Origin of the sequence: Psychrobacillus sp., from assembly GCF_032154225.1 — a bacterium.
GTDB lineage: Bacteria > Bacillota > Bacilli > Bacillales_A > Planococcaceae > Psychrobacillus.
The window spans coordinates 1-19,916 of record NZ_JALDYF010000034.1 but is presented as its reverse complement, the minus strand read 5'-3'; the positions used below and the strand labels follow the sequence as shown (position 1 = coordinate 19,916).

Sequence of the window (19,916 nt, the reverse complement as noted above, 5' to 3'; positions counted from 1 at the left end):
TAATCTTTCTAGCTATATTTCTTAACGTTTTGCATGTTCAGTTTTCAATGTTCATATCGTCGTCTCGTTTTGGCGACTTTAATATCATAACAGTTCCAAATATTAATGTCAACAACTTTTTTAATTTGTTTTGAAGAAATTCATTACTTAAAATGACAACTTGATAACTATACCATCGCATCACCGCGATGACAAGCCTTTTTATCAATAAACTTTCAATAAACTTTTCTACACTATATATAGAGAAAATCAAAAGGTGAGACACCACAAATAGTAGTAACTCACCTCTTGATTTTAACACCTTACTATAATAAGTAACTTACGACAGACTTATTAATCTCTGTGACGCATTGTTGGGAACAATAATACATCACGAATAGAAGAAGAATTAGTTAATAACATTACTAATCGATCTATTCCTATTCCAAGACCACCTGTTGGAGGCATACCATACTCTAATGCCTCTAAGAAGTCTTCATCCATTTCATGCGCTTCGTCATTACCCGCTTCTTTTTCAACCATTTGCGCTTCGAAGCGTTGACGTTGATCAATTGGATCATTCAACTCAGTAAACGCATTGGCATGTTCGCGTCGAACGATGAACAATTCAAAACGATCTGTAAAACGACCGTCTTCTGGATTTTTCTTAGCAAGTGGAGATACTTCCACTGGATGTCCATAGATAAATGTCGGTTGCACTAATGTTTCTTCTACTTTTTGCTCAAAGAATTCATTTAATACATGCCCTATTTCCATAGAAGGTTTTACATCTACTCCATGTTTTTTTGCTAAAGCATGCGCATCTTCTTTCGTCATTTCATTCCAGAAGTCTACTCCTGTTGTTTCTTTTACTGCATCGGCCATATGCCAACGTCTCCAGCCTGGTGCAAGATTAATCTCATCTTCCCCGTACATCACTGTAGTCGAACCTAGCACCTCTTGCGCAACATGCGCCACCAAGTTCTCTGTTAAATTCATAATATCGTTGTAATCAGCATACGCCTCATATAACTCGATCATTGTGAATTCAGGATTATGACGCGTTGAAACACCTTCATTTCGGAATACGCGACCAATTTCATATACTTTTTCTAATCCACCTACGATTAGGCGTTTTAAATGTAATTCAATTGCAATACGTAAGTACAGCTCCATATCTAATGCATTATGATGTGTAATGAAAGGACGGGCAGCTGCTCCACCTGCAATAGTGTGCAACATTGGAGTTTCTACTTCTAAAAAGCCTTGTCCATCTAAGTAGCGGCGTATTGCTTGAATGATACGGCTTCTTGAAATGAATGTTCTTTTGCTGTCTTCACTAGTCATTAAATCTAAGTAGCGTTGACGGTAACGCTGTTCCACATCTTTCAAACCATGGAATTTCTCAGGCATCGGACGTAACGATTTTGTTAAAAATGTGAATTCTACTGCTTTAACAGACAATTCACCCACTTGCGTGCGGAATACATTTCCTCGTATTCCAACGATATCTCCTAGGTCTGCCGAATTAAACAATTCATATGCATCGTCACCAATAGCATCTTTACGTACATAAATTTGGATTTGACCAGCTAAATCTTGAATATGTGCGAAACCAGCTTTCCCTTTTCCACGTTTAGTCATAATACGGCCTGCAATGATTACCTCATGAGGTGTTTCATCTAATTGTTCTTTTGTGAACGCTTCAAATTCCGTTACTACTTGTTCACTTGAGTGTGTACGTTCAAATTTACTACCAAAAGGATCTAGTCCTGTTTCTTGTATCGCAGCCATCTTTTGTCTTCTCACCAAAAGTTGATCGTTTAATTCTTCTACATTAGACATACTGTCACTCCTCCACTAACTATTACTTACTTAAATACGCAAGTATCATTTTTTTACGTTGAACTTATTGTACACAATTTCTGGACACCATTCATCTTTTTATTCCGCCATTCATTATTTCTCATTATTCTGACGACCAATTAAAATGAAAAGAGCCGCCACATTATGTGACAGCCCACGTATTATTCAGCAATACGCTCCGTTAAATAAGAAAGAGTCAGCCGTGTTCATCTTCCTTTATTGATCCTTTTAATTCCTCTAGCTTTATACCAAATACAAACGCAATTTGTTCCAACTGTTCATCACTAGGAACTCGTTTACCCTGTTCTATCTGACTAAGGTTAGTAATAGACACATTAATCTTATGAGCAAGTTCAGCTTGATTGATCAATTTTAACCTTCGAAATGCACGAATGCGTCGACCCCATCTAATTTCTTCCATAAATGGACGCCCTCTTTCTGAGCATATGCAAGCTCCGATAACGATAACTTTGAATCTGGTAATACTAAGTCCGGATTCAATTCCGCTAAGGGAATAAGCACGAAACCTCTTTCCTTCATCCTTGGATGCGGAATAATGAGTTGCTCCGTTTTCATGTTTTCTTCATTATATAATAGAATATCAAGGTCAACAGTTCGGGGACCCCAACGAATTTTGCGCGTGCGACCAAGTTCATCCTCAATCTCGTTGCATTTTTTCAATAAATCATGTGGTGCCAATAAAGTCTTTAGTTCCACTACAATATTTAAAAAAGCCGCTTGATCCACATAGCCGACCGGATCTGTTTCATAAACAGAAGATACGCTACTTACTTGAATATCTTTCGAACCCATCAACATGCCTACCGATTGCTTCAAATAATCCAAGCGTTCACCAATATTCGAGCCAATCGATAAATACGCTACGTTCATAGTGTGCCTCTCGTAATATCAACTGCAACAGAAGCGTAATGACCCGCGATTGGAGGGTTTGGCTTCACCAATAAAATACGGCAGCCACTCACCTTCGTTTTAAAATCCTCTAAAATACGAGAAGCAATCTTTTCGGCAACTGCTTCTATTAATAAAGATGGCTCACCTTCTACAATTTCTTTACATAACTCAAAAACTTCCGCATAGTTAACCGTTGCATTCAAATCATCCGTTTCCCCAGCCTTTCTTAAATCGCAAGCTAAAGTAATTGTTACTCGGAAAATTTGTCCAAGCTTCGTTTCTTCTGGCAACGCTCCGTGATACCCGTAAAACTCTAAGTCATTCAAATGTATAAAATCCATACTCATTAAACCTCACTTTCTTCATACAACACTTTCCCTGTTAACACATCCATCATTTTCGTCATGCGCGCAATTTCTTTCACATCATGCACACGCACCATATGACATCCTACTTGCAAGCCATAACAAACAGTTGCACCAGTTCCTTCTATTCGTTGATCCACTGGAAGGTTCAACACATTACCAATCAGTCGTTTGCGAGAAGTTGCAAGTAATACTGGGTAACCCATATCTACTAATTCATTTAAATGCTGCATCATCCAAATATTTTGCGTTGTCGTTTTTCCAAAGCCTATACCTGGATCTAACCAAATATGCTCATCTGGAACTCCAGCTGCTTTAGCAATTTGCACACATTCCTCTAAATCTTTCTTTGCTTCTGGCCAAAAGTCTTTATAGTCTTCATTATCTCGGTTATGCATTAAAATAATCGGCACACCAAATTCCGCAGCTACCTTTGCTACTTCCTGGTCTTTTTTCGCACCCCAAATATCATTAATCACATGTGCACCCGCAAGTACAGCCGCTCTAGCTACAGTCGATTTATAAGTATCGATAGAAATCACAGCATCTACCTGGTCACTAATTGCTTTAATTACTGGAACCACACGTGCAATTTCTTCATCGTCTGATATAACTGTATGACCTGGTCTTGTTGATTCGCCACCAATATCAATAATTTTTGCTCCATCTGCAACCATTTGTTTTGCTCTAGCTACAGCTGCTTCTACTTCATTAAACTTGCCGCCGTCCGAAAATGAATCTGGTGTGACGTTTAAAATCCCCATAACAATCGTTTCTTTTCGAAAATCTAATGTCACTCCACCAGCTTTAAAAACTTGTGTGTTGTATTGTAAGTTCATCGTTCTTTCCTTTCACCGTGAACTTGCTGCACATATAACTCGTGGAGCATCGTATACACAGGTCCTTTATTTCCAAGATATTGCTTGGCACCTAAATTTTTTATAGGAACTAGTTCTTGAACTGCATTCGAAATAAATAATTCTTCCGCATCCTCCAACATATCTAATGTATATAAACCTTCCTCTACAGAAATAGTAGAATTTTGTATAATCCACTCTCGCGTAATACCAGCTAATATACCCGTTTCCAAAGATGGAGTGAAAATTCTTCCTTCTTTCACCCAAAAGATGTTCGATGTAATACCTTCCGCAACGAATCCATCCGACGTCAGAAAGATGCCTTCCGTTTTCGCAAGAGATTCCACTTCAAATCTAGCTTGTACATTATTTGCAAAGTGATGTGATTTATGACGAACCGCGCTTTCAGGAGAATTTCTTGGTGTTTGCAGCAGTGCAGCAGACTTTTCAGTTCCCCTAGGCGTCACATGCAATAATTTTCGAAATAAAATCACGGTCGGCTTTTCATATTGATCTGGCTGAAGCCCGATATCGTGCACTCCTGCAGAAATATTTAATCGATAATAACCATCTTCTCCATTATTTGCTTCAGCTAATGCTTCCACAGCTTCCAAAATCATCTCTTTGTCATACGGCAATGATATCCGATAATCAGCAAGTGCCTTTGAAAGCCGACACCAATGCTCATCCCACAAAAACGCTTGTCCATCATACGTACGAAACGTTTCGAAAAAACCTAATCCATATAAAAAGCCGTGATCATAAGCAGATACCATCAGTTCATCCGCACGACATAACTTCCCGTCCTTCCATGCGTCCATAGTTAGTTAAGCTCCCTAACGGCAGAGCTATGCACTTTGAGAAAATTTTGGATAAGCTTTTTACCTTCTTCCGTCATAATGGACTCTGGGTGATATTGAACACCTTCCACCGCAAACTCTTTATGGCGAAGCCCCATAATCTCCCCTTCTTCGGTCCAAGAAGTGATTTCCAAACAGTTCGGTAAAGATTCTTTTTCTACTAACAAAGAATGATATCTGGTCGCTTGAAATGGATTTGGCATATTTTTATTAACGCCTTTATTATCATGAAATACTGGTGACGTTTTTCCGTGCATTAGCCTTTCTGCACGAATAACTTTCCCACCAAACGCTTGCCCAATCGACTGATGTCCAAGACAAACGCCTAATACCGGTATTTTCCCAGCGAAATGCGTGATTACCTCTAAACTAATCCCTGCTTCGTTTGGTGTGCAAGGACCCGGAGACACGACAAGTACCTCTGGCGCTAATTGTTCAATGTCTGCTATCGTCACTTCATCATTACGAACAACCTTTACTTCCACACCAAACTCTCCAATGTATTGAACGAGATTATACGTAAAAGAATCATAGTTATCAATCATTAAAATCATCGGCTTCCTCCTTCTGCCATAGCTTTCGCTTGCCATAGGGCTTTTGCTTTATTTAACGACTCCATATACTCTGCGCTCGGAATTGAATCGATGACAATCCCAGCCCCAGCTTGAATATGAGCCATTCCATCTTGAATAAAAGCAGTTCGAATAACAATATTCAACTCTAAGTCTCCTGAAAAACCAAGCCACCCAATAGAACCTGTATATATCCCTCGACGAACAGGTTCTAACTCTTCAATTATTTCCATTGTACGGATTTTAGGTGCTCCAGTAATCGTTCCTCCAGGAAACATCGCTTGGATTATTTTTGTATTCGATGTACCTGGATGAAGTTCTCCTTTTATGTTCGATACAATATGCATCACATGTGAATAACGTTCAATTACCATAAATTCATCTACTTCCACAGTTCCATAAGTAGATACTCTGCCTAAATCATTTCTTTCTAGGTCTACAAGCATCACATGCTCCGCTCGCTCTTTTTCATTTTCGATCAAATCACTTGCTAACGCGATATCTTCCTCATCACTTTTCCCACGTGGTCTAGTTCCCGCAATTGGTCGAGTAGACATATCCGTTCCTTTTTTCTTCACTAATAATTCTGGTGATCCAGACACAATGGCAAAATCCGGTGATTGGATGAATGCCATATATGGAGAAGGATTAAATGCGCGAAGTGCCTCATACATAGTAATTGGTTCAGCATGTAACTTTTTCGATTGACGTACAGACAGATTAACTTGAAAAACATCTCCTTGTGCGATATACTGTTGCACCTTTCGAACTGCGTCTTCAAATTCAGCAGGCTCCATAGAAACATACAATTCCGTCGTATCTTCGATTACTTCTGTAGCTCCGCCCGCTTCAAATATACGGTTCCCCAATCCAATAGTAGCTGCACTCGTCAACTGTTGTGCTAGTTCAACTAAATCTACCTGACTAGTAGAAAGTTTCATCAATGTAACCGTTTCGGTTTCTACATCCAGCACTGCCCAAAAATCGAATACATAAAAGTATATATCAGGAACTTGAAGATCATCTGCTGCTAAAGTAGGCAACACTTCTATTTTTCTCGCATAATCATAGCAAATAAAACCAGCTGCTCCACCTTGGAAGTCTGGTAATTCTTTTTGATAAGGAACCCTATACGATGCAACAAGCTTTTCTAATTCCTCAACCGGTTCACCAGCACGTACTTCTTCATCGCCAGTTCTCCACTGAATATGTAAACCTGCACCAACAGATTTCGTCACTGCAAATGGATTCCAAGCAGCAACAGACAAATGTCCCCCTCTACCACTCTCTAAAAACAAGTGATGCTGCTGATCTTTTGTTATTTCTTTATATGCATAAAAAAAGGCTTCTTTCGACAAGTTGAAAGTATGCGTTTGTAATGTAAGTGATTCCACTTTATCAAATCCCCCTAAAAAACGATTTGCCTCCATCTTAACTCGAAACAGGTCCTTTTCGCTACAAAAAAGAGGAGGCATCGAAGCCCCCTCTCTATATTTTTTTATTAATCTTCGAATTGGTATAATGGTGTGCTTAAATAACGTTCGCCGTTGTCAGGAATAATTGCCAATACCTTTTTCCCTTTTCCAAGCTCTTTTGCAAGTTGAAGTGCTGCAAAAATTGCCGCTCCCGCAGAAACACCACCAAGAATACCTTCTGATACCGCTACTAGACGAGATGTATCATAAGCATCTTCATTCGATACTTGAATAACCGTATCATACAATTCCGTATCCAATACAGTAGGTATAAATCCAGCACCAATACCTTGAATTTTATGCGGCCCTGGTTTACCTCCAGAAAGAATATTAGAATCTTTTGGTTCAACAGCTGCAATATGAATACCTGGGAAATTTTCTTTTAATACCCCACCTGCACCTGTAATCGTCCCACCAGTACCAATTCCAGATACAAAACCATGTAACTCATCAAATGCTTCTACAATTTCCGGTCCAGTCGTCAAACGATGAACTTCTGGATTTGCTGCATTATTAAATTGTTGCGGCAAAAACCAACCGTTTTCATTTGCAAGTTCTTCAGCTTTAGCAATTGCACCTTTCATACCTTCTGCTCCAGGTGTTAATACTAATTCAGCACCATATGCACGAAGTAGGTTTCTACGCTCTAAACTCATTGTATCCGGCATTACCAAAGCTGCTTTGTAACCTTTTGCAGCCGCAATCATCGCAAGCCCAATACCTGTGTTTCCACTTGTAGGTTCAATAATTGTGCTACCTTCTTTAAGTTTTCCTTCTTTTTCAGCCGCTTCAATCATTGCTAATGCAATTCGATCTTTCACACTACTACCTGGGTTAAAATATTCTAATTTCACGTAAACTTCTGCATCTTCAGGGTTTGATACTCTGTTTAATTTCACTATTGGTGTTTTTCCAATTAAATCTATTACAGATTGCGCTAACTTAGTCATCTTCCCACTCCTAATCCCTACTTAGTTTATAGGTTTTATTTTATTTATAATACCAATAGAAGAGAATCGCTGTCAACAGTATTGCATCATCAAAAATTTAAAAATTTAATCTAAAAAACAGCGCACCATATAGGATACGCTGTTGTAAGTTTAGTTAGTCTCTATTTCAGAAATAATTACTTCTCGCTATAAAACCATTCTGCATCAAACTCTTGCCAAAATGCTTCTTGTGTCACCGATTGCGGAAGTTGATCTAACGCAAGCTCTCGGCGAATATGTTCCTTTACATCTGGAAAAGTAAACGACTCTCCTTTAAAAGTACTAGCTACTTGCACAATCGCAAACTGCCCGTCCTTTAAAGCAATGGGTTCACTCCATTTACCTACAGTCACATTTGGTAATGCGGAAGCGATAGCAGCATCCACTGATTCTGTACCTTCTGATACATAGCCAATGTCCCCTCCAAGACTTGCTGAGCTCGCATCTTTAGAACGCTCTCTTGCAAGCCCTTCGAATGAAGAACCATTTTTTAACTCTTTCTGTACATCTTTCGCTTCTTTTTCAGAAGCAACATAAATCACACTTGTACGATATGAGTTAGGAATGTTGTATAGATTTTTATTGTTATCGTAAAAAGACTGAATCGCATCTTCTTTGATTTCAATATCTTTCGTTAAAACCTTTTCCAAAATTAAGCGCGAGCGAATTTGCTTTCGCATAGCTTCACCATCAAACGACTGAAGGGACGAATCTGTTCCTTCCTGTGATGAACGCATTAACGCAAGTTGCAAGTCTATCTCTTGATCAATTACTTCAATTTTATTTTTTTTGGCGGCAGCCTCCATTACATTGGCATTCACCATATTAAACAAAACTTCTTTTCCGTACATCGATTCCATTTCTGCCATCCATTGCTCTTTCGTAATAACTTTCCCAGCGACAGAAGCAACTTCTTCAGCTTTGCTTTTTTTTACGTTTTCGTTCGGCACTAACCAAGCAATGAACCATAGCAAATTTCCAATCAAAAGAATACTAAGTACAATAAGGACTGGTTTCGTTTTCAAATGTCGTTTTTGTGGGGTATTTACGTTATTACGCGTTGATTTCATCGATAAACGACTCCAATTCATCTACGGAATAATTGTACGTTTCCATACAGAAGTGACAACTTGCTTCTGCGCCTCCGTCTTCACTAATCATGTCACGAATTTCACTTTCACCAAGGCTAATAATTGCACTACCGAATCGATCCTTCGAGCAGTTACATTCAAACGCAACTGGCATAGAATCTAAAATTTGTACATTTTCTTTCCCTAAAATCTCAAATAGCAACTCTTCAGGAGTTAGTCCTCTTTCAATCATCGCAGAAACTGGTTTCATTTTACCTAAATGCTCTTCAATAATTGTAATTGTCTCATCATCTGCACCTGGCATTAGTTGGATAATAAATCCACCTGCCGCCAATATAGAGTTGTCTGGATTTACTAGAACACCAAGTCCTACCGCTGACGGAACTTGTTCCGATACAGTAAAGTAGTACGTGAAGTCTTCCCCAAGTTCACCCGAAACAATCGGCACTTGACCCGTAAAGAAATCTCTTAAGCCTAAGTCTTTTACAATCGTTAATGTTCCTTCGTCCCCAACTGCACGTCGAACATCTAGTTTCCCTTGCTCATTCAAATCAAAATGCGTTTGAGGATTCGTCACATATCCACGAACTTCCCCTTTTGCATTACTATCAATAATCATCGGACCAATCGGACCTTTTCCTTCAACCTTAACTGTTAGCTTGTCTTCCCCTTTTAACATTGCACCCATCATAACTGCAGCAGTCATAGATCTCCCAAGTGCTGCAGAAGCTGTTGGCCAAGTTTGGTGACGACGTTGCGCTTCTCCAATTGTATCTGTCGTTCGAACAGCGAATGCACGAACACTACCATTGAAAGCTATTGCTCTTACTAAATAATCACTCATTTATTTCATACCTCTTTCATCTAAGTTTCTTTGATAAATTAAATAAAGCCCTTTTAATGTTAAAAAAGGATCAACAACATCCATTATAGTCGTTTCTGCACCAATTAAAGAAGCCATACCACCTGTTGCAATAACCTTCGGATCTTGCTTAGATACTTTCTTCATACGGTTCACGATACCTTCAACTTGTCCGACATATCCATAAATAATACCAGCTTGCATCGCAGCAACAGTATTTTTTCCAACAACATGTTCTGGGCGAGTCAATTCGATTCTTGGAAGTTTACTTGCTTTCGTAAATAATGCCTCTGTTGAAATGCCAATACCTGGAGCAATTGCCCCTCCCATATACTCGCCTTTTTCATTTACAAAACAGTAGGTCGTCGCTGTTCCAAAATCAACAATTACGAGCGGACTACCGTATTCATGAATAGCAGCAACTGCATTCACAATTCGATCCGCGCCGACTTCTCTCGGATTTTCATACTTAATATTTAACCCTGTTTTTACCCCAGGACCTACTACTAGCGGTTTAATACCAAAATATTTTTTACACATTGCTTCTAACGAAAACATAATTGGCGGCACAACAGACGAAATAATAATGCCTTCTATTTGATCAAAAGAAATATTCGCATGGTTAAATAGCGCTTTTACTTGCATGCCATACTCATCTTCTGTTTTGAGGCGATCTGTTTCCATTCGCCAATAATGAATCAATGTATCATCCTCGTAAACACCTAGTACAATGTTAGTATTTCCTGTATCCAATACAAGTATCATCTACTTTTCCTCACTTCTAGTAGGTTTTCCAAAACATCATACCATATAATGAATCAAAGAAAAAAGCCGATTGCCTCGCATATACGTATATGCGATAAGCAACCGACTTCTACATTCTATTAATCTTTGCGTTCTTCTTGAATTGGACTTTTCGGAATTTCTACAAAAACCTCTTCTTTTGGTAAATCACCAGTAGATGGATCTGTAGAATCTCCTGTTACATCCGGAATATTTGCTTGCTTTTCTTCATCTTTTTTTCCCAAATCGATTTCTTCTTTAGCCTGTTCATATGGGCGTTCCGGAAGTACACCATGGTCTTTTAAATGTAAGATTTGAGCAGCATCTAATGTTTCAACCTCTAATAGAGTAGTTGCAATTAAATTTAATAGCTCGCGTTTCTCAGTTAAAATTTCTTTCGTACGATTATATTGCTCTTTAATCATCGATTGCATTTCTTGATCGATTTCATACGCAATTGCATCCGAATAGTTTTGTTCTGAGTTAAAGTCACGTCCAAGGAAGACATTTCCACCTTGTGCTTGACCAAATTGCATCGGACCTAACTTATCACTCATACCATATTCTGTAACCATGCTTCTGGCAATTCCAGTAGCACGTTGGAAATCATTATGAGCCCCTGTAGATACCTCTCCAAAAGTAATATCTTCGGCTACACGACCACCAAGTAATCCAGCAATTTTATCTAGTAATTCCGGTTTAGTCATGAAGTATCGATCTTCTTTTGGAAGCATTACAGCATATCCACCAGCTTGACCACGAGGAACGATTGTTACTTTATGAACGATTTCTGCGTCATCTAACGTCAATCCGACAACTACATGCCCAGCTTCATGGTATGCAACAATATTACGTTCTTTTTGTGAGATAACTTTACCAGATTTTGCAGGACCAGCTATTACGCGATCCGTCGCTTCATCAATATCACTCATATCCACTTTTTTCTTATCACGTCTAGCTGCCACAAGAGCTGCTTCGTTTAATAAGTTTTCTAAATCTGCACCAGAGAATCCTGGAGTTCGTTGCGCAATTGCTTTTAAATCCACAGACTCGTCTAGAGGTTTGTTTCGTGCATGTACTTTAAGTACCGCCTCACGTCCTTTAACATCTGGACGACCTACCGTAATTTGACGATCGAAACGACCTGGACGAAGAAGTGCTGGATCTAAAACATCTGGTCTATTCGTTGCGGCAACGATAATAATACCTTCGTTCGCACCGAAACCATCCATTTCAACTAGTAATTGGTTAAGTGTTTGTTCACGTTCATCGTGCCCTCCACCAAGACCAGCTCCACGTTGACGACCTACTGCATCAATTTCATCAATAAAAATAATACATGGTGCATTTTTCTTCGCGTTTTCAAACAAGTCACGAACACGTGATGCCCCGACTCCAACAAACATCTCTACGAAGTCCGACCCACTAATAGAGAAGAACGGTACACCAGATTCCCCTGCAACTGCACGTGCAAGCAAGGTTTTACCAGTACCTGGAGGACCTACAAGTAAAATCCCCTTCGGAATACGAGCTCCGATTTCCACAAACTTACGTGGATCTTTTAAGAAATCTACTACTTCTACTAGCTCAGCCTTTTCTTCATCTGCACCAGCAACGTCAGTAAATCTTACTTTTTTCTTTTCAGTATCATATAATTTTGCCTTACTCTTACCAAAGTTCATCACACGGTTTCCACCGCCTTGAGACTGACTCAATAAGAAGAAGAATAAAATAATGATAATTAAGAACGGTAATAATCCAGTGAAGAATTGAATCCACCCGCTTGTTTTAGGTGTTGGATTCACTACAACCTCAACTGCGTTCTTATCTGCAAGATCATAAATCTTTGTTTGTAATGCATCGCTATTGTATGGAAGTTTTGTTAAAAATACTTCCCCTTCTTCATAGCCTTTCATCTTACCTTCAACAAAATACACACCTTGTTCAGGTTGCATACTAAAGCTTGTTACTTCTCCTTTAGTTAGAGAAGTCATAAATTCGTTATAGTTAATATTTTTAGTTGGTTTATTACTCGTATTAAACGTCGCAAAAATCCCAACAATTACAAAAAATATTAATAGGTATAATATAGCGTAACGCAATGCTCGATTCATTCCCAGCCTCCTCACAAGGTAAACAGAAAAACTATATGTAATCTTATCATATGAACTTTTTGACGTACAATGAAAAGCCTTTTAGCTAAATATTAAATTAAAAAGAATAAACTTCTTTTTTCAATACCCCTACATAAGGCAAATTACGATATTTCTCCGCATAATCTAATCCGTATCCAACTACAAAAGCATCCGGCACTTCAAAGCCAACAAAATCTGCTTTTAAATCTACTTTTCGACCAGTTGGTTTATCAAGTAATGTAACAATTTTAATCGACTTCGCTTTACGGTATTTAAACAGTTCCACTAAATAACTTAAAGTCATTCCGCTGTCGATAATATCTTCAATAATTAAAATATCGCGACCTTCTACACTCGTGTTTAAGTCTTTCACAATTTTTACTTCCCCAGAAGAAACTGTTGCGTTGCCATAACTTGAAACGTCCATATAGTCCATTTCAATATAAGTATCCACACGTTTCATCAAATCGGACATAAAAGGCATTGCTCCTTTTAAAATACCAATTGCTAATGGGAACTTTTCTGCGTATTCAGCAGTCAGTGCTGCACCAAGCTCTTTTGTTTTTTCTTGAATTTGTTCTTCTGTTAATAAAATTTTCAGTATGTCTTTTTCCAACATCTCAAGTTCCCTCCTAATAGTTAATTGCGTTTTACATACACCACATAATTTTGTGTGCTATATTCCTTTGAAAATTGCTCATCGTAACGAAGTCCCATTACTGCGAGTATATCATCGCCTCGATTTACAAGCAGAGGCCAAACAAGCCGATCCTCAGATGAAATTTTTTCATCTATAAACAAACGAGAAATTTTTTTCGAAGATGCCATTCCTTTTATATGAATGCGATCCCCTTCCGCCTTTTGTCGAACAGAAAGTGGTAGAGCCTCCTCTTCTAGTTGAATAAACCATTTCTCCCCTAGAAAATCATCTTCCATACGTCTCGTTAAGTAGATAGAAAAACCGGCACCTATTTCCTGCCAGCAGTTTTCTACAATCATGATTTCTTTCTTTCTTACAGATCCATCATAAGAGGATGTAAATTGCACTGAACGATAGTGACGAATAAGAAAATACCCGTTAGGCAAATGCATAACAGTATTACCTTTACTCTCATTACATGCATTTAATACAGACTCGATTAAGCGATCATTTAACAGTATATCGGAATTACCGTATATATAGTTTAATAGTAGTAGAACTACTCTTCTTTGTAAAGCAATCGGGGTTTGAGAAAAGCGCATTGTATCGAGAAAAAATGTCCCTTTCGTATCGATTGTCACAAGTAGTTCAAACTTTTCCTCCGCCATCGTTTGTAAAAACTGATCATCCTGTTGCTGTTTTTCTACAAATGAACGAATACTGTCACTTAAATTAGGGTTTTCTTCTTCCAAAAGAGGAACTACTTTTAGACGTATTCGATTTCGAGTATATGTATGTTTATCATTACTTGGGTCATGCCTAAATAATTGATTTAGCTGTTGTGTGAACTGGAAAATTTCCTTCTTCGTAACACATAAAAAAGGGCGAATAATTTGTCCCTCTGCAAATGGCCTTGTTCTCGGAATGCCCGTAATCGATGAATTAAGCGAGCCCCTCACTAAAGACATAATAACCGTTTCGATTTGGTCATCCGCATGATGTCCAAGCACAAGCTTGTGATAACGATGCTGCTCCATAACCTTTTCAAAAAATGCATATCGCTCTTCTCTACAAATAACTTGAACATTTCCACCCTCTACCTCAACTCTTGCCGGTACTTCTAACTTTGAGCTGTAAAATGGCAAGTCTAAGCGATTAGCGAGCTGTTCCACAAATCGCATATCCATTGCAGACTCTTCTCCTCTAAGTTGATGATCTGTATGCGCAATGCCTATATCTAACTCATATTCTTCTCGAAGCTCATATAGTACATGTACTAACGCAACAGAATCTGCTCCACCTGAACAAGCGATCAGAAGACGCTGTCCTTTTTCGATTAACTTATGCTTGTTCATATACTTTTCTACTTTTCGAACAAATGGAAGCATCTTCTCACCTCTTTTCTTTTTATTATATCATTTTCTCTTGGAACTTAGATGTTTCACGCGGGGAGAAAATAGACCATTCTGGAACAACATGTTTTACTTGCATAAAAATAACCGTCCGATCATCCCCAGGCAATGAATATGTTTCTTCGAGCATTTTCACAAACTTCTCTGCAGTCATAGAAGGATATTGTAATATTTTTTTATAATATACCTCCTGTTTCTCAATCGATGTATTCGAAGAAAAAACACCATCCGATAACATGATTAAAACATCTCCGTCTTTAATATCAACTTTTTTTGCTTCAATCGTAAAAGTAGGTAAAAATCCGAATGGTACATGCTTGCTCTCGATTTTCCTCATGTCATTTCCTCGGATTAAATACGTCGACATGCTTCCAGCCTTCCAAGACCAAAGTTCTCCTTTTTGTAAATCAATTAGCGCTAAATCAACTGTCGCATAGCTATCTGTATCATCTTGTAAGCCCATCATATAATGCAGTGTATGCATGGTCGTCTCAGGATCCATTTTTTTATTTAAACATTCTCGCATGAATTGCATTACTCTTCTACTTTCACGGTGAGCTTCTACATTATTCCCCATACCATCAGATAAAATAACTGCAAGTAACCCTGGGTGTAACGGAAAAACAGCATGTGCATCTCCCGAATAGATTGTATTTCTACTAGATGATGTGTAAATATCATGCGTCACTTGGAAACGAACCGATGATTTGCAAGTCATTTGTATATGTTCATAAGGGTGATTCATTTCCTTCATAGACGTTATTTCAAAAGGCTCTTTCCATAAATCATATAAGATAGGTAGTATCAATCTCTCGCCAACCAATTTAACTTTTGATTCTACTGGTAAACAACAAACAACCTCCATCTTACCTACTGCTATATTCAACACATCTATTTGAAAAAATGGAATATTGCATTGCTGAAACCTCTGCTTCACTTCCTCCTCATGCGAAGTGTATAACGTAACATTCTCTTCTAAATTACTAACAATATCATTCATATGATGCCCCATATCTCGAAGTTTTAAAGCAAACATTTTTTTCCCATGCTGAAGTTGACTATTCAACTGTTGTTTTGCCTCTTGTTCTTTTAACTCCTGAATGATTAATGCTGGTTTCAAACATTTATATTGAATTTTCTTTTCCACTTGAAATCTTGTTCTTTTAGACTCCCTATTCCACTGCTCCATCAAAATTGGCATCCCGTTCGACTTTTCCCCCCAGCATTTCTCATAATGAAAACAAGAATGACAAGTTGACAACGAGTTGCTTTGCTCCCCCTGCTCCGCAGTCGATTTAGGATCAAAACGTTCTGAAATAAAACGGGTAATAAAATCAACAAAATGGTGAAACTCTTGTAATTGATGACTCACCTTTTCAGTCATCCACTTTTGCCTTCTAATCAGAACAGACGATGTATCAGGAAAAAGCTGATCTTTTAAATGCTTAATCCATATGGAAGGAATGGCAAAAAACACTAAGGACGCTGTCACAAGTGACCCAATATAAACAGAATCCAGTGGCAATGTACGATCATACAAAATGAAGAAAAAAGTTGCCCCTAGCATACTGAATGCTTGCCACAAACGTCCGAATGACTTATGAAGTCCCGCTAGCATCCCAGTAACTGCATATACCGCAATCATTCCGCTAAAACTCAGCTTGGATATACTTAATATCGTCCCAGCAAGCACCGCTACTACAGTTGCAAGCTGTACTCCGCCTACCGCCGCTGCAACAGCGATTACTAAATGAGCCAAAGTCAACGGAATGGAAACATAACCAAATATAAAAGAAGACATGCCTGTTAAAACTAAAGCCCCTATTAACAAAGCGGCGCCCATTCGTTCCGCAGTCCATCGTTTATGAAGAAAGTCAGGCATCGGAAGAAAAAGTTGAAATAAAAACAGCGTCATAAATAGAGCCAAAACTCCTTCATACCCTATTGCCAACCAAACAGAAACAGGAACTTCTCCTCCATATGACGCAAACTGCCAAATGACTTGAATAAAAACAATATTTATAAATACAAATAAAGGTAAAGGAACTTTTTTGACGATTTTTTTAGAGTAAAGTAGAAATAGCAGTGCTTGCAGTGCATGGATGACAACTTGTCCAACACCTAACATCAAACTTCCAAGTATAGCTCCAGCTATCGTCCAAGGGATAAAACGTTGAAACCTCAAATTCACAAGTGCCCATATTGGTAAGAAAAACGGTACAGAAGCCTCAAATAATACTACTTGCGCTAAAAAGAAAGAAAGTATAAAAAAGACGATTGTTAAAGAAATGGATACCTTTCTAGCTTTTATACTTTCTATAATCCCTCTCCACGATAAACTTCTTTTTTGATCCTGCTCGTATACTGTTTTCAAACATATACCTCCCCTTATTCAACTATTGATGGAAGTATACCTAGAACCTATGCAAAAAGTATGTCTGTTTCTGACATCTTGCTATAAAAAGTTTTCGACTATTTCAGTCAAGAATTGAAAAAAAGTAAATTTTTTTAAAAGAAGTATTGACACTTTGACCAAACGCTTGTAATATGAGATTTGTTCGTTAAAACGGCGGCGTAGCTCAGCTGGCTAGAGCATTCGGTTCATACCCGAAAGGTCGTGGGTTCGACTCCCTCTGCCGCCATCTATTTTTTGTTTTTTTGTAGTTTACATATATTGTCGAACAAGCATTAAATAATATTGAGGCCCCTTGGTCAAGCGGTTAAGACACCGCCCTTTCACGGCGGTAACACGGGTTCGAATCCCGTAGGGGTCATCTAAAAAAGCTGTTTCAAAAGATAAAACTTTTGAAACAGCTTTTTTGTTATTATGTAAAATAGAGGTGAATAGTAATTGAAAACAAATCGACTAGAACCATTTGAAGCTGCTAAAGAATTTATTTCTCTTCACTTTCCTAATTGCCAAGGGGCTGTTTTAGCAGGAAGTGTAGTCCGTGGAGAAGCAACACATACTTCTGATTTAGACATTGTAGTATTTAGCAAAGACCTTATATCAGCTTATAGAGAATCATTAATTGTCGGAGGCTGGCCAATAGAAGTTTTTGCACATAATTTTTCTTCGTATAAAAACTATTTTGAAAGCGATTGTAAAAGAGCCAAACCTTCATTACCCAAAATGGTTGCAGAAGGGCTTTTGCTCGTAGACAGTGGTATTATGGAGTCTATTCAAAGCGAAGCAAGACAACTATTAGCAAATGGACCAGAGCAATGGTCTAGTGACACAATAACGATGAAACAGTATTTTATTACGGATGCTTTAGACGATTTTATCGGAAGTACAAAAAGAGATGAAGAAATATTCATCGCTGGTTCACTAGCCACGCTAACGAGCGAGTTTGTTTTACGAACTAATGGTAAATGGATTGGTGAATCAAAATGGATAGTCCGCGCATTAAGAAACTATGATGATAAGTTCGCTGAGCGATTTGTCGAAGCTTTTGACCTTTATTACAAAACAGGTGATAAGCACAAAGTAATTAATATTGTAGAGAATATTTTAGAGCACTACGGTGGACGACTATTTGACGGTTTTTCTTTAGGAAAATAAAAGTGAATTCAAAAGTTATTTAATGCTAACTTTTGAATTCACTTTTTATTTATTTGAAATTTGGTTTTTGTGATGAAGATCATGATCAATGAAATCAGCGAAATACTTTCGAATAGACAATGTATGCATCCCGATAGAAAACTCTTTATCCCACTCTACTTCATCCTTTTTACGAAGCTGCTCAATAATGAATTGACGCTGTTTTTTCGCATAAGAGATGGTTTCTTTAAATGTTTGTTCATGAGCACGGGCTGCGGCGTTTGCATTAAAGGATTCGAAATTTGGAAACGTTTCAAGCTTCTCCCCTTCTTTCATATACGGCAAGCGTTCTTCTAGCGTAAATCGATCCCATTCAGCTAAATGCATAACTATTTCATTTGGTGACCATTTACCTTCTGCGTAAGGCAACATAGCCCGTTCTTCAGAAAACTCTTGTAAAGTATCAAGCCACAGCATGTAATTATGCTCGTGCTCTAATATTTCTTCTTTGTTCATACAATTCACCCCAATTATATATTTCTCTTAACTCAGTTCGACAGCAAAGTCTAATCACCTGCTTTTTAACAACAAAAACATCTTAGCGACGCAGTTTCCGGCTCACTCCTGGCTTCACATTGGGTTATACGATGAACGGAAAATCTTAAAAGCTTGTTGGAAGTGGCTGTGCCGCTTCCAACAAGCTTTTTCTTCGGTCATCGTATGGCAAATGTTCGCCTTCCGTTCGCTCGAAACTTCAGGGCCAAGTAATTAAATATTTTTGGCAATTGAAGAAGCAAGTACATTCTTTCTAGTAAGCTAGCCGCCAAAGATACAATTTTGGCGGCTCATGTGTTTTTTTAGAAAGAGACACTTCTACATTTGGGCAGAAAGTGGAAAAATAGAGGTCAAATTTACTTCGTACGAAAATTGTCGGTCTATTTCTAACTAGAAGTGTCGATGAACTTTTTCTCTTACTCCTACATGAAATGGCTTAAGTAGATAGAACATGAATACACTCCACTGATCCCTGTGTTCAGGCTACATTTTTATTCTTTAAACACAAAAAGGACTATCTCCATGGAGACAGCCCTTTCATCTATTAAACATTTTTTTCTACCGATAAAACAGACAGCAAATTTATCCTCTTTTGGCGCCTCTGCCACCGCGTTTAGATTCTGTTGCACGCTTTAACGTAGACAAACGATCTTCACTATCCTTTAAGAATCGTGTCATTTTTTGCTCAAAATTCTCTTTCATCGGACGATCGCGATCATTTGAACGATTGTTGTTACGTGGACGCTGAGGACGTTCTGGTCGCTCTGGTCTTTCCGCTTGAGGCTTCGCTTTACGGATAGATAATCCGATTTTGCCATCCGCTTCAACATTCATCACCTTAACTTCTACAACATCTCCAACCTTCAAATGCTCATTAATATCTTTCACATAATTATCCGCAACTTCGCTAATGTGAACCAAACCTGTTGAGCCTCCTGGTAGCTCGACGAACGCTCCGAAGTTAGTGATTCCTGTTACTTTACCTTGTACCTTGCTGCCTACTTCAATTGACATAAAAA

At 38.3% G+C, this 19,916-nt stretch carries 19 protein-coding genes and 2 tRNA genes; 3 read left to right on the top strand and 18 right to left on the bottom strand.

What is annotated here, in order from left to right; genetic code table 11:
* Positions 1–333: 333 nt before the first annotated feature.
* The 16 genes from lysS to RUH95_RS21080 form a co-directional block, all read right to left on the bottom strand.
* Positions 334–1,824: a lysine--tRNA ligase gene (lysS, locus tag RUH95_RS21155; protein ID WP_313894884.1), complete on the bottom strand. Its 1,491-nt coding sequence runs from the start codon at positions 1,822–1,824 to the stop codon at positions 334–336.
* A 217-nt stretch (positions 1,825–2,041) separates the two neighbouring features.
* Complete coding sequence (locus RUH95_RS21150; RefSeq protein ID WP_313894883.1) at positions 2,042–2,215, bottom strand: helix-turn-helix domain-containing protein; 174 nt, start codon at positions 2,213–2,215, stop codon at positions 2,042–2,044.
* A gap of 2 nt (positions 2,216–2,217) precedes the next feature.
* Positions 2,218–2,736: a 2-amino-4-hydroxy-6-hydroxymethyldihydropteridine diphosphokinase gene (folK, locus tag RUH95_RS21145; protein WP_313894882.1), complete on the bottom strand. Its 519-nt coding sequence runs from the start codon at positions 2,734–2,736 to the stop codon at positions 2,218–2,220.
* The gene (gene folB, locus RUH95_RS21140; RefSeq protein WP_313894881.1) at positions 2,733–3,098 is read right to left on the bottom strand and encodes a dihydroneopterin aldolase; all 366 of its coding nucleotides are present in this window, start codon (positions 3,096–3,098) and stop codon (positions 2,733–2,735) included. Before folB ends, folK begins: the two co-directional genes overlap by 4 nt.
* Before the next feature lie 5 nt (positions 3,099–3,103).
* Positions 3,104–3,961: a dihydropteroate synthase gene (gene folP / locus RUH95_RS21135; RefSeq protein ID WP_313894880.1), complete on the bottom strand. Its 858-nt coding sequence runs from the start codon at positions 3,959–3,961 to the stop codon at positions 3,104–3,106.
* Entirely contained in the window at positions 3,958–4,800 is an 843-nt protein-coding gene (gene pabC, locus RUH95_RS21130; protein ID WP_313894879.1) for an aminodeoxychorismate lyase, read from the bottom strand. The genes folP and pabC overlap by 4 nt, the downstream gene beginning before the upstream one ends.
* A 2-nt stretch (positions 4,801–4,802) precedes the next feature.
* Positions 4,803–5,393: an aminodeoxychorismate/anthranilate synthase component II gene (pabA, locus tag RUH95_RS21125; RefSeq protein ID WP_313894878.1), complete on the bottom strand. Its 591-nt coding sequence runs from the start codon at positions 5,391–5,393 to the stop codon at positions 4,803–4,805.
* Positions 5,390–6,805, bottom strand: a complete 1,416-nt coding sequence (locus RUH95_RS21120; protein WP_313894877.1) for an anthranilate synthase component I family protein — start codon at positions 6,803–6,805, stop codon at positions 5,390–5,392. The genes pabA and RUH95_RS21120 overlap by 4 nt, the downstream gene beginning before the upstream one ends.
* A 107-nt stretch (positions 6,806–6,912) precedes the next feature.
* The gene (gene cysK, locus RUH95_RS21115; protein ID WP_313894876.1) at positions 6,913–7,836 is read right to left on the bottom strand and encodes a cysteine synthase A; all 924 of its coding nucleotides are present in this window, start codon (positions 7,834–7,836) and stop codon (positions 6,913–6,915) included.
* A gap of 176 nt (positions 7,837–8,012) precedes the next feature.
* Positions 8,013–8,945 carry a peptidyl-prolyl cis-trans isomerase gene (locus RUH95_RS21110; protein WP_313894875.1) on the bottom strand — a complete coding sequence of 311 codons (933 nt, stop codon included), beginning with the start codon at positions 8,943–8,945 and terminating at the stop codon, positions 8,013–8,015.
* Positions 8,929–9,810, bottom strand: a complete 882-nt coding sequence (gene hslO, locus RUH95_RS21105; RefSeq protein ID WP_313894874.1) for an Hsp33 family molecular chaperone HslO — start codon at positions 9,808–9,810, stop codon at positions 8,929–8,931. The genes RUH95_RS21110 and hslO overlap by 17 nt, the downstream gene beginning before the upstream one ends.
* A complete protein-coding gene (locus RUH95_RS21100) occupies positions 9,811–10,593 on the bottom strand; it encodes a type III pantothenate kinase (protein WP_313894873.1) in 783 nt (260 codons plus the stop codon).
* A gap of 119 nt (positions 10,594–10,712) precedes the next feature.
* Positions 10,713–12,725 (bottom strand): ATP-dependent zinc metalloprotease FtsH, encoded by a 2,013-nt coding sequence (gene ftsH / locus RUH95_RS21095; protein ID WP_313894872.1) that lies wholly within the window; start codon positions 12,723–12,725, stop codon positions 10,713–10,715.
* A 97-nt stretch (positions 12,726–12,822) separates the two neighbouring features.
* Positions 12,823–13,365: a hypoxanthine phosphoribosyltransferase gene (hpt, locus tag RUH95_RS21090; protein WP_313894871.1), complete on the bottom strand. Its 543-nt coding sequence runs from the start codon at positions 13,363–13,365 to the stop codon at positions 12,823–12,825.
* Positions 13,366–13,385: 20 nt separating this feature from the next.
* Positions 13,386–14,774, bottom strand: a complete 1,389-nt coding sequence (gene tilS / locus RUH95_RS21085; protein WP_313894870.1) for a tRNA lysidine(34) synthetase TilS — start codon at positions 14,772–14,774, stop codon at positions 13,386–13,388.
* 22 nt (positions 14,775–14,796) lie between these two features.
* Complete coding sequence (locus RUH95_RS21080) at positions 14,797–17,172, bottom strand: SpoIIE family protein phosphatase (protein ID WP_313894869.1); 2,376 nt, start codon at positions 17,170–17,172, stop codon at positions 14,797–14,799.
* Between the two features lie 194 nt (positions 17,173–17,366).
* Here RUH95_RS21080 and RUH95_RS21075 point away from each other — a divergent pair.
* The 3 genes from RUH95_RS21075 to RUH95_RS21065 all read left to right on the top strand — a co-directional run bounded on the left by RUH95_RS21075 (position 17,367) and on the right by RUH95_RS21065 (position 18,363).
* Positions 17,367–17,440: transfer RNA gene (locus RUH95_RS21075), tRNA-Met, on the top strand.
* 60 nt (positions 17,441–17,500) lie between these two features.
* A tRNA-Glu gene (locus RUH95_RS21070) sits at positions 17,501–17,572 on the top strand.
* A gap of 77 nt (positions 17,573–17,649) precedes the next feature.
* Positions 17,650–18,363: a nucleotidyltransferase domain-containing protein gene (locus tag RUH95_RS21065; RefSeq protein ID WP_313894868.1), complete on the top strand. Its 714-nt coding sequence runs from the start codon at positions 17,650–17,652 to the stop codon at positions 18,361–18,363.
* Between the two features lie 45 nt (positions 18,364–18,408).
* Here the strand turns inward: RUH95_RS21065 and RUH95_RS21060 are convergent, their stop codons facing one another.
* Both RUH95_RS21060 and RUH95_RS21055 read right to left on the bottom strand, forming a co-directional pair.
* A complete protein-coding gene (locus tag RUH95_RS21060; protein ID WP_313894867.1) occupies positions 18,409–18,858 on the bottom strand; it encodes a DinB family protein in 450 nt (149 codons plus the stop codon).
* 621 nt (positions 18,859–19,479) lie between these two features.
* Complete coding sequence (locus tag RUH95_RS21055; RefSeq protein WP_313894885.1) at positions 19,480–19,911, bottom strand: S1 domain-containing RNA-binding protein; 432 nt, start codon at positions 19,909–19,911, stop codon at positions 19,480–19,482.
* Positions 19,912–19,916: the final 5 nt, after the last annotated feature.

Coding starts and splice junctions, on each gene's coding strand:
- ftsH (WP_313894872.1), bottom strand. CDS start 12,725: ATGAATCGAGCATTGCGTTACGCTATATTATACCTATTAATATTTTTT.
- pabA (WP_313894878.1), bottom strand. CDS start 5,393: ATGATTTTAATGATTGATAACTATGATTCTTTTACGTATAATCTCGTT.
- RUH95_RS21055 (WP_313894885.1), bottom strand. CDS start 19,911: ATGTCAATTGAAGTAGGCAGCAAGGTACAAGGTAAAGTAACAGGAATC.
- folK (WP_313894882.1), bottom strand. CDS start 2,736: ATGAACGTAGCGTATTTATCGATTGGCTCGAATATTGGTGAACGCTTG.
- lysS (WP_313894884.1), bottom strand. CDS start 1,824: ATGTCTAATGTAGAAGAATTAAACGATCAACTTTTGGTGAGAAGACAA.
- hslO (WP_313894874.1), bottom strand. CDS start 9,810: ATGAGTGATTATTTAGTAAGAGCAATAGCTTTCAATGGTAGTGTTCGT.
- RUH95_RS21110 (WP_313894875.1), bottom strand. CDS start 8,945: ATGAAATCAACGCGTAATAACGTAAATACCCCACAAAAACGACATTTG.
- folP (WP_313894880.1), bottom strand. CDS start 3,961: ATGAACTTACAATACAACACACAAGTTTTTAAAGCTGGTGGAGTGACA.
- hpt (WP_313894871.1), bottom strand. CDS start 13,365: ATGTTGGAAAAAGACATACTGAAAATTTTATTAACAGAAGAACAAATT.
- folB (WP_313894881.1), bottom strand. CDS start 3,098: ATGGATTTTATACATTTGAATGACTTAGAGTTTTACGGGTATCACGGA.
- RUH95_RS21100 (WP_313894873.1), bottom strand. CDS start 10,593: ATGATACTTGTATTGGATACAGGAAATACTAACATTGTACTAGGTGTT.
- pabC (WP_313894879.1), bottom strand. CDS start 4,800: ATGGACGCATGGAAGGACGGGAAGTTATGTCGTGCGGATGAACTGATG.
- tilS (WP_313894870.1), bottom strand. CDS start 14,774: ATGCTTCCATTTGTTCGAAAAGTAGAAAAGTATATGAACAAGCATAAG.
- cysK (WP_313894876.1), bottom strand. CDS start 7,836: ATGACTAAGTTAGCGCAATCTGTAATAGATTTAATTGGAAAAACACCA.
- RUH95_RS21060 (WP_313894867.1), bottom strand. CDS start 18,858: ATGAACAAAGAAGAAATATTAGAGCACGAGCATAATTACATGCTGTGG.